Genomic DNA, 14,693 nt, shown 5'->3' on the forward strand with positions numbered 1-14,693 from the left:
ATAACGGATTAAGCCGTGATTGTCACGAAAAAAATCTACACCGCTTTTAAGCGTTAAAGTATTGAAATGAATAGACAGTAAAAGCCGGTATGGATATCCCCATACCGGCTTTCATTTATTTAGAGTATTCCAACACAGTCTTTTCCAACTTCTCTGCCGTTATCTGTTGATGAGAGGCATCCCATACAGGCTTGCCATTGTGGAAAAGGATAGCTTGCGGTGATTCATGCTTAATGCCTGTTATTTCAGCTACATGATTGGAGAGCAGCCTTGCTTCCTGTACAGCCAAATAGGCTGTAGGAATATCTTGATGTACTTCCGTAAATTTCGTATATTCACCAAAGGCAGCCAAACTAATTGGACATGTGAGGCTGTGCTTTATGAATAGGAATAAATCGCGCTCTAAAAATGGCGCAAATTCATTCTCATTGGATACTTTGTTCATCCCTTATCCCCTTCCGCATCTTTCATGTATGTTAGATTATCGTTAATAAGGTTTATTTCTTGTCCGTATCCTTGTCTTTGGATGTATTCGTTTCTACCTTTACGGATTTAATCGTGCTGGAAGCGGCAGCAGTCGTTCCTGATGAGGCATTTCCGCTTGCTGTGGAAGAAAATCCTGTTTCGTTAGACGCATAGGTTTCCTCTTCTGCACGGTCTTTATCACTGATGGCTTCAGCACCCTCGTAAACATCGTCAGGTGAATCAACTGCAATATTTGTTTGCATGCCTGGTGTTGTCATATCCATATTGGATGTTTCTTCAGATGTCATATCCTCATTTTTCTTGCTAAGCTTTGTTTTCACGGCATCTTTTATCGGCGCGCTTTTCTCCTTAGCTACAGAAATCCATTCAGTTCCTTTTTCTTGAGCTGTTTGCTTCCATGCAGAACCCTTCTCAGTTGCTGTCTGCTTGAAGGCATTCCCTTTCTCCATTAAAGCGCTGCTTTGCTCAGAAAGATCTCCTCGCAGTTCTTTTCCTGACTTTGGAGCGAGGAATAAAGCTGTTGCTGCGCCAACTATTCCTCCCACAAGTGCTCCTAGGACAAAATTGCTTGAAGACATCCCTTCATCTCTTTTCGTATTGTTTGTTTTGTTTGTTAGATCACTTTTACCCATTGTTCATTTCTCCTTCCAATGATTAATTTATGAATGAGAACGCTGATATCTGGTTTCTGCTGCTGGTACTGGGAGGGATTCTTGAAGGATTTCCTGCTGCTGTTCAGCTTCTCTCTCTGCTTTCTTAGCCTTCCATTTATTAAATAGCTCAATACACACATTACCCCATTGAACAGCTTGGGCAATCTTCGGGTTATGTTCATTTGCTGCGATTTGTACACGGTCTGTTACTTGGTCAATCGTTTCATTAACCTTTTGAATGGAACCGCCGACACCTTTGACTGCATCAACCACCGTATTCAGGCTTTCAGATTTCACTTGAAGATCTTCAGCCAGCGCGTTTGTTTTGTGAAGTAAAAGGGTTGTTTCAGTTGTGATTCCCTGCATTTGCGTTTCTAAACCTTCCAATGTCCCGGAGACGCTCTCCATTGTCGTCTGCAGGGCTTTTAAGGTCTTGGAGAGATAAATAACCAATACCATAAAAGCAATGGCGATGAGCGCTACGCTCAAATACAAAATAATTTCCATTCCACATTCACTCCATCTCTAAAATATACTTAATTTCATACCCCTTACTGTCTCATTTAAACTATAAAGGATTTTTATCCATAAAGGCAATGAGGCTTTCAATTTTAATATTTAGGATAAACTGCGTTACAATGATACTATGCGTAAATGGAAAGGAGAAAAACAATGAGAGACCCAAGAATCCAGCAATTAGCCCATAATTTGATCAATTATTCCGTTGATCTGCAAAAGGGCGAAAAAGTCTTAATTGAAAATATCGGCATTCAGCCAGAGCTAGTTAAAGCATTGGTGCAGGAGGCTTATAAAGCAGGAGGATACCCGTTCGTCACGACGAAAGACCCATCCATTGAACGGTCCTTGCTTCTCGGTGCGACAGAAGAGCAATATAAAATGGTCGCACAGTTCGAATCAGCTGTCATGAAGGAGATGGATGCATACATAGGACTTCGTGCAGGAGATAATATTTCAGAACTTTCAGATGTTCCATCTGAGAAAATGAAAATATTCAGCAAATCCATTACACAGGATGTCCATCTCGGCATTCGTGTTCCGAAAACAAAATGGGTCGTGCTCCGTTACCCGACAAATTCAATGGCCCAATTAGCGAAAATGAGTACAGAAGCCTTTGAAGATTTCTACTTCAATGTATGTAATTTAGACTATGAAAAAATGGCCGAGGCAATGGAAGGTCTTGTAAATCTTATGAACCAAACTGATCAGGTCCGCATCACAGGCCCTGGAACCGACCTTACTTTTTCTATCAAGGATATTCCGGCAGTTAAATGTGCAGGCCGCCGTAATATTCCTGACGGTGAGGTTTACACTGCTCCTGTACGTGATTCCGTGAATGGAACCATTACGTATAATACGCCTTCTCCTTACCAAGGCTTTACCTTTGAGAATGTACGTCTTACCTTTGAAAATGGCAAAATTATCAAAGCTGAGGCAAATGATACCGAGCGTATCAATCAAATTTTCGATACTGATGAAGGGGCAAGATACGTCGGCGAATTCGCTATTGGCGTAAACCCGTTTATCACAGAGCCGATGCAGGATATTCTTTTCGATGAGAAAATCGATGGAAGCTTCCACTTTACCCCTGGCCAATGCTATGAGGAAGCGTATAATGGCAATCAATCAAGCATCCACTGGGATCTTGTCAATATTCAGCGCAAGGATTACGGCGGCGGAGAAATATACTTCGACAACCAATTGATCCGCAAGGACGGCATCTTTGTTCATCCTGATCTCTTAGCCTTGAATCCAGAAAACCTGAAATAAAAAAAACCCTCCAGATTAACTGGAGGGTCCAGACTGTAGACAAAATCCATTAAGGGTTTGGTCTACAGTTTTTTTATACTCTTGCATCCCATATGGACGTGAAAGCTATTTTCGGCAGAATGGACTCAGCGAACCGTGGGGGAGCTGCTTTCGCCAGCTCGCCTTCGGTAAGAGCTGTCATCAGCCTGCCTCCTTCTCCGTACCGAGAGTCTCGCCCATTCTGCCAAAAATAGATGTCTGCGCTTCATAATAATTAGCACATATAAAACAGACGTTTCCTTATTTTGGTATAATAGAGTTAACGATTCTTATCAAAGGTGATGACATGTTAACCAAATATACCCCTAAAAACCGCGAACAATTAGAAATGATTACATTAGATCAACTCGTACCTGAGAACCATTTGGTTCGGAAAGTCGAAGCCACCATTGATTTCTCCTTCATTTACTCATTAGTCGAGGATGCTTATTCGGCTGAACGAGATCGCCCCAGTATTGATCCTGTTGTTCTCATTAAAATAACCTTTATCCAGTACATGTTCGGTATTCGTTCCATGCGTAAAAAACGATTGAAGAGATTGAAACCAACCTGGCGTATCGCTGGTTTCTGGGATTTGGTATTCATGATAAGGTTCCTCACTTTTCTACATTCGGTAAAAACTACGAGCATCGTTTTAAGGACACCGATTTATTTGAACAGATTTTCTGTGAAATTCTGAATCAGGCAGCGAACAAAAAGCTCATCAAACCAGAACATGGGTTATCGTCAGTATGTATCCAATCCCCTGCACTGTAAGGACTGTCCATTTCTATCCCGTTGCACTCAAAGCAAAAATCATCAGAAGGTGATTCAACGCCATGTATGGGAGGAACACATGGAGGAAGCTGACCCACCTTCGTCATACAGAAAAGAATAAAATCATCTATGCAAAAGACGCAAAGAGACAATCGAACGAGTCTTTGCCGATGCAAAGGAAAAGCATGGAATGCGGTGGACAACCCTTAGGGGAATTGAAAAATTGTCCATGCAGGCGATGCAAAATTCGCTGCCATGAACCTGAAGAAGATGGCCAATTGGCTGTGGAAAACGCCAAAAATGGCCTAAAAAAAAGAGCAGGAGAGGTCTGTCTTGGGAGGAAATAGCAAAAAATCACAAAATGGACTGAGAATAAAAGAATTCTCAGTCCATTTTGTCGACAGTCTGAACCCTCCAGATTAACTGGAGGGTCTTTCTAATTAGTTTGTAATTAAATTCTCGTAAGCTGCCTGAACCTTTTGAATGTCCCCTGCCCCCATGAACAGCAACACGCCGTCCGGGTGGTTTTTCAACACAGATGGATCATCCTCTTGAATGATTTCAGCTCCATCAATCTTCTCGCATAAATCCTTAACGGAGAGCTTGCCGTTCAATTCACGTGCTGAACCGAAGATTTCACATAAGTAAACCTTATCTGCCTCAGCAAGTACCTCAGCGAAATCATCCAGGAATTTCTGTGTTCTTGAGAATGTGTGCGGCTGGAATACAGCTACAACCTCACGACCTGGATATTTTTGACGAGCTGAATCAATCGTTGCTCGGATTTCTGTTGGATGATGAGCATAATCATCAATCAGGATTTGGTTATCGACCTTCTTCTCGGAGAATCTTCTCTTCACGCCATTAAAGGTTAACAGGCGTTCCTTGATGACTTCCACGTCAATTCCTTCATAATGGCATAATGCAATAACGGCTAACGCATTTAAGACGGTATGACGGCCGAACATCGGGATGGTGAACGTCTCATAGTAATTATTGCGCACATGCACATCAAACGTTGTGCCTAGTTCAGAAGTCACGATATTTTTGGCCTGGAAATCGTTCTCCTCGTTAAGTCCATAAAAAATAACCGGAACTTTCGCTTGAATCCTCTGAAGCTGTTCATCATCTCCGCAAGCGATGATTCCCTTTTCGACTTGAAGGGCCATCTCTTGGAAGGCTGAGAACACATCCTCCAGATTAGAGAAATAATCAGGATGATCAAAATCAATATTCGTCATGATCGCATAATCAGGCTGATAGGATAGGAAATGACGGCGGTATTCACAGGCTTCGAATACGAAATATTTCGAATCAACCTGCCCCTTGCCTGTGCCATCCCCAATTAAGAAGGATGTAGGCTCCGCACCGCTGATGACATGCGCCATCAATCCAGTAGTAGATGTTTTGCCATGCGCACCTGTGATGGCGATGCTGACGAACTTTTTAATAAAATCTCCAAGGAATCTAGGGTAACGGATAACCGGCAGCCCTAATTCAAGAGCTCTCACAATTTCGTCGTGACTGTCTGGAAAAGCATTTCCAGCAATGACAGTCATACCTGGTTCAATATTTTCTTTGTTAAACGGCAAAATTTTAATGCCGGCTTTTTCTAAAGCTGCCTGGGTGAAAAAACGTTTCTCATAATCGGAACCTTGTACTTGGTATCCCATATCATGCAGGATTTGGGCGAGTGCACTCATCCCCGATCCTTTTATCCCTACGAAGTGATAAACTGTCATAGAATGAACCTCCAACAAACGTCTATCCTGTATAACAGTATATGACGGTTTCATTTTTTTGCTATTTTCGGCTCTTTAAGCCTTTCATGCAGATTTCTTATTTAAAGTGAACGTACGAAAACACATAATAAATCACCATAGAATAATAACACAACTTGTATGATTATAAACCTATTAGATGATTTAGTACACTTTTTCTTTCCTTCCTCTTTTTTAGAGGAACAATTTTACTTTATATCCTTTATTCTATCCAAAGAGTTGATTGATTTATCTCGATTTTGCTCACCTTTCTTTATAATCTGCAAAATCGTAGGGGGCTTCCTTTCTGACAAAGGAACCCCCAAAGATTAGGCAAGACTTTAATAAGGCAGGTGAGAGTCCTGGATAGCTTCTAAATCTGCCTGTGAAATGAGGACCTCTCGAGGCTTACTTCCTCTTGCCTCTGACAGAACACCTTCCCGTTCCATAATATCAATCAATCTTGCAGCTCGATTGTATCCGATTCGGAAACGGCGTTGGATGCTTGAAATAGAGGCACCTCCCATTTCAACCGCGAATTCACACACTTCAAAATAGAGTTCATCCTTTTCTTCCTGCACATCCGCATGCTTGAGCAAGTCAGACGGTTCAAACATGTAATTCGGTTTCGCATGGCTTTTCACATACTCAACAACCTGCTCGATTTCATCATCTGTCACAAAGGTCCCTTGCAAACGAACCGTTTTCGATGTGCCATTTTCCAGGAAGAGCATATCTCCTCGGCCTAACAGCTTCTCTGCGCCGCCTTGGTCGAGAATCGTTCTTGAATCTACCTGAGAGGACACCGAGAAGGCAATCCGCGTTGGAATATTCGCCTTGATTAATCCAGTAATTACATCCACTGATGGCCGTTGTGTCGCCACCAGTAAATGAATACCGCACGCCCTCGCCTTTTGTGCAATTCGGCAAATGGCTTCTTCCACATCAGCAGGAGACATCATCATCAAGTCCGCAAGCTCATCAATAATGATGACCAAGTATGGGAGCTTATGCTCAAGTTGGCCGGATTCAACAGCCTTTTGATTATATCGGACAATATCTCGTGCCCCGGAGTGAGCAAAGAGCTCATAGCGCCTGTCCATCTCCTCCACCGCCCATTTCAAGGCTGCTGTTGCCGCCTTCACATCCGTAATTACAGGGGCAGCCAAATGTGGAATATGATTATACGGAGCAAGTTCGACCATTTTCGGGTCAATCAATAGCAGCCGGACATCACTCGGATTGGCTTTATACAATAAGCTCACTAAGATGGAGTTGATAAACACGCTTTTACCTGATCCGGTAGAGCCAGCCACCAAGCCGTGCGGCATTTTCTTCAAGTCTGTCACAATCGGGTTACCTGAAATATCAAGACCGACTGCCGTTGTCAGCGGTGAATCTGACTGCAGGAATACATCCTCCTCCAGCACTTCCCGCAAATAGACAGGGCGAGTGCGCAGATTCGGAATCTCAATGCCAATCATTCGCTTACCAGGAATAGGCGCCTCTATACGGATATCCTTTGCGGCAAGGGAAAGCTTCAAGTCATCACTCAAATTCGTGATTTTGCTTACCTTAACGCCCGGTTCCGGCTGGACCTCAAATCTTGTAACAGAAGGTCCTTGATAATAAGCAAATACCTTTGCTTTTACATTGAATTGTTCAAGAGTTTGATCGAGCAATTCCGCCTGCTCAGCCAGCCAATCAGAATCCTCCTGAACAGCCATTTTCGGCTTCAGGATGGAAATATCCGGGTAGCTGTAGGATTCATTTTGTTTTTTTTTATCTGCCAGGATAGCCGGCTCCTGTGATGTCTGTTGAGGTTTCTCCTCTTTTCTGCCAGCCATTCTTGCCTTATCCTGTTTCAGCATCAGAACATTGAATGGGATATGCTTTCTCCGCTCCTCAATTCTTCGCGCCCGCTCTGCTTTGCGGTCCTCATCTTCGCCAATTCCAGAAGTAATGACTTCGAGCTTCGGCTCCGCGGCACTCTCATCCTGAGCAGGATTCTCTTGCTCTGCCTCTACAGGGGTTTCACTTACAGGCTCAGCCTTTTCCTCGGCAGCTTCATTAACGGCCAAGGAGAGGTCATATACCGGCTTTTCCGTTATCGGCTCCTTCTCAGGTCCATTAACAGGGACAGCGTCCGTCATGGACGGAGCAGACTCTTCTGAATCAGCTGTCTCACGTGCATCCATGCTAAGTGCGGAAACGGGCATTTCCGCAGCTGTAACATCTTCTTCAGCCGGCAGGTTAGAATACGCTGTATCTACTGCTTCTTCAACAGACAGCTCATTCATTTCCAGAACAGCCTCTTCTTCCCTGGCCTCAAGGATTGTCCCCTCTTCAGCAGGCTGTTCTGCCCCTGACAGTTCAACGGATACAGATGACTCTTCTAAATCGACATTTTTCTCCTCTTCAGTCCGATCCAAGATGATTGCTTTCTCCTCAGGAATGATTTCAACTGTTTCCGTAGCAGCAGACTGTATAAACAGGCCATTTTCAGCAAGGTCTTGATTCGTATTCTCTACTTCAACGAGTTTCTCATCGTTTCGCAGGACATCAGTAGGGATTGCAGTCTTCTCAGCAGGGTCAGCCGCGATTTCCTCATGGAAAAACTGGTTTTCCCGCTTAATAAGAGCCATTTCCTCTTCTGTAGCGAGACGCTCATCCTTCCATTCTTGGCTTTGGTCTTCCGGCAGAGGTCCAGTCACAGACATTGTCTGCTTTTCAGCTGAATCTGCCCCTTTTCCTCTCATTAAGGCCAATACAGAATCAAGGGTGGGCTGTGAGGACAGCTCATATTCAACGGTCTTCTGCTTCTTCGTACCAGCCTGTCTATTTTGGAACCCATAGATAGGGGATGGGATTTCTGTTCTCCTGAATGGTGTTTTGTTAGGCTGAACAGTCGTTGTTACGGTTTTTTGCCTTGTCACCTTCAGCGGTTTCCGTAATGGGGGAAGCGGCTGCTCTTCAATGGCTGAGGCAACAGGAGCCCATTCCCTCCCGTCGCTATGCATTTGTTGACCTTCCACCTTCTGCTTTTTCTTCCGTTCATTCAATCGCTTGATTTCTTCATCCGAGATCATCGGGAATTTAAAATTATCTTTTGGATATTTATATTGTATTTTCGTTTCTATTCCAGTCTCTATATCAGCCGGCGGCTTGCTTTGCTTATTCTTAGGCTTTTGCGGCTTTGGTTCTTGGTCATATGCTTCAACTTCATCCTCTTCGTCATCATGAAACCAATCAACAATCTTTTTGAAAAAGCTCATACCTTTCCTCACACTTTCTTTATTCATGATAAGTCTTTATTTTATCAAAAAATTCATGTTTTTAAGGGGATTTCCTATGAATTAGTAGCATTTTCCTATACTATTAGTTGTCTTCCACGGGTCTGTTCTTCGCAAGAATGAAGATTGGCTCTAATTCCCCATCCTCATACAAAAATGGCAGTGCGGTAATTGGAACATTTCCATTTGTGAAGAAATGCATATTCATCTGGGCTAAAATATCGTAACCGGCACTATTTTGGATATCTGCAATAATCAACACATCCTGATGCGGGACAGCAACAGCCATCGCGCCCTTCATGCCATCCTTGTATTTCCTCAGCTCAGAATCCATTAAAATACGGGAGGCATCATAGCCATCATTATGGTTGATGAAATAAAAATCATTGCCCCTGACTGTATCCTTCTTAGCTTCAACTGGAAGAGAACGGACATTGAACATGGCAATCGTGCGAATCATCTCTTTGTCCCATTTCTCCTTCTCCATCAATTCTTCATCAATTAAACGGTATGTATTGCCTAGGTCAACCGCATAATAGATGCGTGTTTCGGCTGTATGTTCATCCGTTACAAATGGAACGCCCTCTTTTGCCTCTTCGGGGAAAGAGGTAGAGCGAATGACTGGAAAGATCTTTTTCTCATTTCCGTGAAGAGCATGCTCCTTACCCATAACCTTTAAGGATTCCTCAGCGTAATAAACAATCTCATCTATTGCTTTATCGCCTGATTGATCATATTTGGCCAAGAGCGGGGATAAAGCCACCGTAATGCCTTTTTTCGTTTCTTTATCTTCTATCCTAAGTTCTTCCTGTTCTCGATTATATGAAAAGGTTCTCGCACCTTTAGAGAGTTTTTCCATGAGTATGTTCTTCATTTTCGTTGTTGTCATCTTCATCATGATTCCTCCTTATAGATAACTATAGCGTACTTTCACTTATTTTTCTTGGATGCATGGCAATTTGTTTCCATCTTTCTCGTTATCTTCTCTTTTAGGATATCCTCTAAACTTAACATATTGGTTTTTATCGCCAACAAGCGAAAATGGGGCTGTCGGTAAGCCTCATCCAGCACTCCCGGCATCTGCGTCCACTGATTCCGCAGGAGTCAACTGCCTGAAACGTTAACTGGCAGTATTCTACTATCTTGATTTATCTGTAATAGAGCGAAAATAAAAAAAGACCCCCATTCGGGAGTCCTATTTTATCACAATGAAGCAATGAATTCCTCAATTTGCTCCCGTGTCTTCCGGTCCTTATTGACATATCTGCCTAATTCGCGACCTTCCTCAAAGGCAACGAAACTCGGGATGCCGAATACGTCCAATTGGATGCACAAATCCAAGAATTGATCACGATCTACATAAACAAAGGTAAATTCCGGGTTTGCTGCGGCCACATCGTCAATGAATGGGTCAATGAACCGGCAATCCGGGCACCAGTCAGCGGAAAACAGAAAGATTGTCTTGCCGTTTCCTTTCAATTCCTCATATTGCTCCATGCTTTCAAGTTTCTTCATCCTAGTTCCTCCATTCCACCGGGTCGGTATTGTATAAATACTATACCCAAAAACAGGCTGATTGGCTATTCCAAGGTCACGTTTTTTGTTTCTTTTCCCAAGAAGAGAACCGCGAGCATTCCGATAAGAATGGAAATACCAAAGATTAAGAAGATGGTTTCAATCGATGTTTCATTAGCCAGCAGACTTCCGACAAGAAGCGGTCCTAATATGCCGCCTATTCTGCCGACAGAAGCTGCCATCCCAGTGCCTGTCCCTCTGATAACAGTTGGATATTGTTCAGGGGAATAAGCATACAGTGCTCCCCACGCCCCAAGGTTGAAGAATGAGAGGAAACAACCTGCAGCCATTAGCGCAGCGAGTGTTTCGGCATTACCGAAGAAGTACGCACTGACAGCCGTTCCGAATAAATAGGTCACAAGAACGAATTTACGCCCAAATTTCTCTATGAACCAAGCAGCTGTGAAATAACCAGGCAACTGAGCAAGGGTCATAATTAAGACATACTGGAAGCTTTGAATCAAAGTAAATCCTTTCAGCACCATCACACTAGGAAGCCAAAGGAACATCCCATAATAGGAAAATACGACACTGAACCAAAGAATCCACATCATTAAGGTCCGCTTTGCATATTCCTTCTTCCAGAGCATGGCAAGAGAAGCGACCACAGACGGCTTCTGCTCCTTCCTTACGGTCGCAAATTTCGATGAATCAGGAAGATGAATCCGTAAATATATCGCATAAAAAGCTGGCAGGGCGCTGATCAGCAGGGCAACCCTCCATCCATACGCAGGAATAATAAAGTACGAAATAAGTGCAGCAACAAGCCAGCCGCCAGCCCAAAAGCTTTCTAACAGGACGACAACCCTTCCACGCTTATCTTCTGGCACACTCTCAGATACAAGTGTCGATGCCACTGGCAGCTCTCCTCCAAGTCCCATCCCGATTAAAAATCGGAAGAACAGGAAAATGGCCAAACTAGTCGTTAAGGCTGAAAAGCCGCTGGCAAGTGAAAATAAAACCAATGTAATAATCAAAACATTCTTCCTGCCGATTCGATCTGCCAACAATCCGAAAACAAGGGCTCCAACAGCCATTCCGATTGAATTGACACTGCCGATCCATCCCATCTGCTGGGAAGTCAGCCCCCAATCCTTTTGCAGCGCGGCAATGACAAAAGATAGAATCCCAACATCCATCGCGTCAAAAAGCCAGGCAAGACCAGCTACTCCTAAAAGCTTATTATGCGAAGCCTTCTGTTTTTGCTCATAGGCTATATCCATTTTTCTTCCTCCAAACTTTCATTCTATTTAATCTGAACTATCTAATTTGAAAGAATACTATTTGTCTAGTCAGGTGTCAAGACACCATTTTCTCTAATTCAACTTATTTCGATTTCAAAATTATCGAAAAGAAGGTATTATTAGTAAAAGAAGGCCGCAATTTCCATTGCGGCCTTTCTAAAAATTATCGAAGAGGTTTATCTATGAAAAAAAAGTCCCTAATCCAGCTTCTTGCTGCCTTCATTCTTCCTTTCATCCTCAGTAACAAAGCCGATGAACATGCTGACATTATGAAATCATCTAAGGATGAAAAATATTAAGTTCTTTCCTTGTATTCATATTGCCCAACCAATAGCTCCATCACATGTTCAAACATCCGGTCTCTTGTAATACGGTTATTAGAGAAGACGCCGACCGCTCCTTCTGTTTTCCGAATATCTTGCTTTTTCGTATATTCGTCCATGACAGGCCCAAGCTCACGTCCAGAGAAGAGCTCCTGTGCCACTTCGTCTGGCAGCTTAATTCTTGCTCCGCCGGCGATGAATGAATCGCCTGTTTTTGTCATGAGCGCTCCCCAATTGCAAATGAACAAGCCGTACGGAGTTTTGACTACGCCTCCTTCAAGACCGATTCCAAAATCAGCTTCAGCCTCCATCAGCGCATTTCTTGCCCGGTTTAAGGCACCCTCCATCGTCTCCTCATCTGAAAATGGCTGCTCGGCAACACCTGAAGGAACATTAACTGCTATTAATTCTCCTCCTAGTTCTCTGCATGCCAGTTCTGCCGCCTTAATCTTTGCTGGATTCTTTGTCCCGATGGCTATCTTTATCATTGCTCTTACTTCCTTTCTAAAAAAGAAGGCAGCTTGCACTGCCTCCTAAACACATTAACCATTCTGTTTAATTGTTTCTACGGTCGTCTTATCACAAGCCTTTACGAGCTTAACAAGCAATTCCTTTGCTGCCGCATAATCATCGATATGAAGGATGGAGGCTGATGTATGAATATAGCGTGAGCAGACGCCAATGACTGCACTTGGAATGCCGCGGTTTGTTACATGGACCTTGCCTGCATCTGTTCCACCGTTTGGTGCCACAAAGTACTGGTAAGGGATATGATTAGACTCGGCCGTATCTAGAACAAACTCCCTCATGCCTTTATGCATGACCGTCGTTCTGTCATAAATACGAAGCAGCGGTCCCTGTCCCAAGTAGCCAAATACATTCTTGCTGCCAGACATGTCATTCGCCGGGCTTGCATCACAGGCAAAGAATAAATCAGGATCGATCATCGTTGCCGCTGTGCCTGCTCCTCTCAGCCCAACCTCCTCCATGACGGTAGCACCGGAATAAAGAATATTCGGTAGTTTTTCACCTTGGAGCTCCTCTAAAAGCTCAATCGCCAAACCACAGCCATAACGATTATCCCATGATTTCGCCAGGATTTTCTTTGGATTCGCCATTGGCGTAAATTCTGTATGGGGCACGATTTGCTGACCTGGTTTAATGCCCATTGCAATCGCATCATCCTTATCATCTGCACCGACATCAATCAGCATATTCGCAATATCCATCGGTTTCGTCCTCTGAGCATCACTCAATAAATGCGGCGGTATAGAGCTGACAACCCCGACGATTGGACCGTTATCCGTATAAACACGCACGCGCTGAGCCAGCAATACCTGGCTCCACCAACCGCCTAGAGTCTGGAAACGCAACAGTCCCTCTGGAGTAATAGAGGTCACCATAAACCCAACCTCATCCATATGGCCGGCAACCATAATCTTCGGACCATCCTCTTCGCCTCTCATAACTCCGAATAAGCTGCCCAATCCATCCTGAACGAACTCGTCGGTATATTTGGACATTTCTCTCTTCATGAAGGCCCGCACATCATGTTCAAATCCCGGTGCTCCCGGCAATTCGGTCAGGGTCTTAAATAATTCCAATGTTGATTGCTTCATCACGTATGTATCCCCTTTACCAATTATTTCACTCCTTCATATTGTACATGTTGAACCATTCACTAATCAATCTGGAAGATATTGAAAAAATAGCTTCCTAAACGCTTAATCTGTATAATGGATGGGAATAGATGATTAAGGCTTTAAACAGAGCTATGCATGAACCAATGTGATTGGAGGAATACAAAATGAACTGGAAAACATTTATCACAGGTGTAGCCGCCGGGTTTGCCGCTGGCTATGTAGTCAAGGAACTAACAAACAAGAACAACATGGTATCCCCTGAAAAAGTACTTACAGCCATCAAAACCACACTTGGCGATGAAGAAAGCAGCATCCGCGGCTCCTGGATCATGATGAAACCAGAAAAATTCACTAGAAACTCCTTAGATTACGATGTGTATAAAGGTGGTTTAACAAAGGTTGATGGGAATGAATCCTCTCAATTCGAATTCATCGCAGATGCCAATACAGGTACCATCCTAGATCTCTACCAAGCAGGGTAATATTTACCTACTTCAAAAGTCCGGCTCTTTTAAGAGCCGGCTATTTTTATGGTTATCAGGATTTTCTCCCTAAGCGAACAGCAAAAAAAACTGCTTCAGCTTTCGATTTTTCGTCCTTCTAGTGTTGATAGACCCTCTTTCTTATAGAGGAGAAGCTTAATTTCGGGACTTAAGGGCAAAGGGTAGATTCTGATTGAGTATTTGGTGCGCCATAGGAAAACTCGGAAAATCATACTGGTGGAATCCAAGAAGTTTTTGAAAGAGTTTCGGATGAAAAAGGCTGAATTTCTTTCAAAAAAACTGCTCAGCTTGTCTATTTTTTTATCTTTTGGCATTGATTGGATTTCGATTTTTGAAGAAATAATCCTAATTTCACGATTTAAGGGCGAACACACACGATTTAAGGGCGAAAAAATCAGGTTTATGGGCGAACAACTTAGCGTTAAGGGCGAAATCACTTTGTTTAAGAGCGAACAGTCATTTTTATGGGCTAAATTATTTGGGTATGGGCTCCTTTACCTGGATATGGGCGATATCCCCCGTGTATGGGCTCCTTTACTTGGGTATAGGCGATATCCCCCGTGTATGGGCTCCTTTACTTGGGTATAGGCGATAGTCCCCCAATATTAATCCCCACACCACATGACAACC

At 43.4% G+C, this 14,693-nt stretch carries 13 protein-coding genes and 2 pseudogenes; 5 read left to right on the forward strand and 10 right to left on the reverse strand.

All coding sequences use genetic code 11. From position 1 onward, the window contains the following. Positions 1-115: 115 nt before the first annotated feature. The 3 genes from ytxJ to ACY8DX_RS17200 are packed head-to-tail and all read right to left on the reverse strand — an operon-like array spanning position 116 to position 1,646. On the reverse strand, positions 116-445 hold the full coding sequence (ytxJ, locus tag ACY8DX_RS17190) for a bacillithiol system redox-active protein YtxJ (RefSeq protein WP_462405677.1): 330 nt from the start codon (positions 443-445) through the stop codon (positions 116-118). A gap of 52 nt (positions 446-497) precedes the next feature. Then, positions 498-1,118 carry a YtxH domain-containing protein gene (locus tag ACY8DX_RS17195; protein WP_439801998.1) on the reverse strand — a complete coding sequence of 207 codons (621 nt, stop codon included), beginning with the start codon at positions 1,116-1,118 and terminating at the stop codon, positions 498-500. A gap of 27 nt (positions 1,119-1,145) precedes the next feature. Then, the gene (locus ACY8DX_RS17200; RefSeq protein WP_049669843.1) at positions 1,146-1,646 is read right to left on the reverse strand and encodes a DUF948 domain-containing protein; all 501 of its coding nucleotides are present in this window, start codon (positions 1,644-1,646) and stop codon (positions 1,146-1,148) included. A gap of 165 nt (positions 1,647-1,811) precedes the next feature. Between ACY8DX_RS17200 and ACY8DX_RS17205 the strand changes: the two genes are divergently transcribed. From ACY8DX_RS17205 to ACY8DX_RS17215, 3 genes and pseudogenes are all read left to right on the forward strand, one after another. Then, complete coding sequence (locus ACY8DX_RS17205; RefSeq protein WP_049669842.1) at positions 1,812-2,927, forward strand: aminopeptidase; 1,116 nt, start codon at positions 1,812-1,814, stop codon at positions 2,925-2,927. A 325-nt stretch (positions 2,928-3,252) separates the two neighbouring features. Continuing rightward, a pseudogene (locus ACY8DX_RS17210) lies at positions 3,253-3,677 on the forward strand (transposase); the annotation flags it as partial. A gap of 4 nt (positions 3,678-3,681) precedes the next feature. Further along, positions 3,682-3,981: pseudogene (locus tag ACY8DX_RS17215) on the forward strand (transposase). 181 nt (positions 3,982-4,162) lie between these two features. Here the strand turns inward: ACY8DX_RS17215 and murC are convergent. From murC to ACY8DX_RS17250, 7 genes are all read right to left on the reverse strand, one after another. Further along, a complete protein-coding gene (murC, locus tag ACY8DX_RS17220) occupies positions 4,163-5,464 on the reverse strand; it encodes a UDP-N-acetylmuramate--L-alanine ligase (RefSeq protein ID WP_049669841.1) in 1,302 nt (433 codons plus the stop codon). A 359-nt stretch (positions 5,465-5,823) separates the two neighbouring features. Beyond that, on the reverse strand, positions 5,824-8,784 hold the full coding sequence (locus tag ACY8DX_RS17225; protein ID WP_462405678.1) for a DNA translocase FtsK: 2,961 nt from the start codon (positions 8,782-8,784) through the stop codon (positions 5,824-5,826). A 76-nt stretch (positions 8,785-8,860) separates the two neighbouring features. Beyond that, positions 8,861-9,670, reverse strand: coding sequence for a DUF1444 domain-containing protein (locus ACY8DX_RS17230; protein ID WP_462406969.1), 810 nt, complete (start codon positions 9,668-9,670; stop codon positions 8,861-8,863). Positions 9,671-9,978: 308 nt separating this feature from the next. After that, complete coding sequence (locus tag ACY8DX_RS17235; RefSeq protein ID WP_049669839.1) at positions 9,979-10,290, reverse strand: thioredoxin family protein; 312 nt, start codon at positions 10,288-10,290, stop codon at positions 9,979-9,981. A 65-nt stretch (positions 10,291-10,355) separates the two neighbouring features. Further along, the gene (locus ACY8DX_RS17240) at positions 10,356-11,573 is read right to left on the reverse strand and encodes an MFS transporter (protein ID WP_439803308.1); all 1,218 of its coding nucleotides are present in this window, start codon (positions 11,571-11,573) and stop codon (positions 10,356-10,358) included. Between the two features lie 316 nt (positions 11,574-11,889). Further along, positions 11,890-12,402 (reverse strand): DUF84 family protein, encoded by a 513-nt coding sequence (locus ACY8DX_RS17245; RefSeq protein ID WP_439803311.1) that lies wholly within the window; start codon positions 12,400-12,402, stop codon positions 11,890-11,892. Positions 12,403-12,459: 57 nt separating this feature from the next. Then, positions 12,460-13,536, reverse strand: a complete 1,077-nt coding sequence (locus ACY8DX_RS17250; protein WP_049669837.1) for a M42 family metallopeptidase — start codon at positions 13,534-13,536, stop codon at positions 12,460-12,462. Positions 13,537-13,724: 188 nt separating this feature from the next. Here ACY8DX_RS17250 and ACY8DX_RS17255 point away from each other — a divergent pair, with 188 nt between their 5' ends. Together ACY8DX_RS17255 and ACY8DX_RS17260 are read left to right on the forward strand one after the other, a co-directional pair. Beyond that, positions 13,725-14,042 (forward strand): hypothetical protein, encoded by a 318-nt coding sequence (locus ACY8DX_RS17255; protein ID WP_462405679.1) that lies wholly within the window; start codon positions 13,725-13,727, stop codon positions 14,040-14,042. A gap of 270 nt (positions 14,043-14,312) precedes the next feature. Then, complete coding sequence (locus tag ACY8DX_RS17260; RefSeq protein ID WP_462405680.1) at positions 14,313-14,651, forward strand: hypothetical protein; 339 nt, start codon at positions 14,313-14,315, stop codon at positions 14,649-14,651. Positions 14,652-14,693: the final 42 nt, after the last annotated feature.

This window comes from Gracilibacillus sp. Marseille-QA3620 (assembly GCF_054950035.1).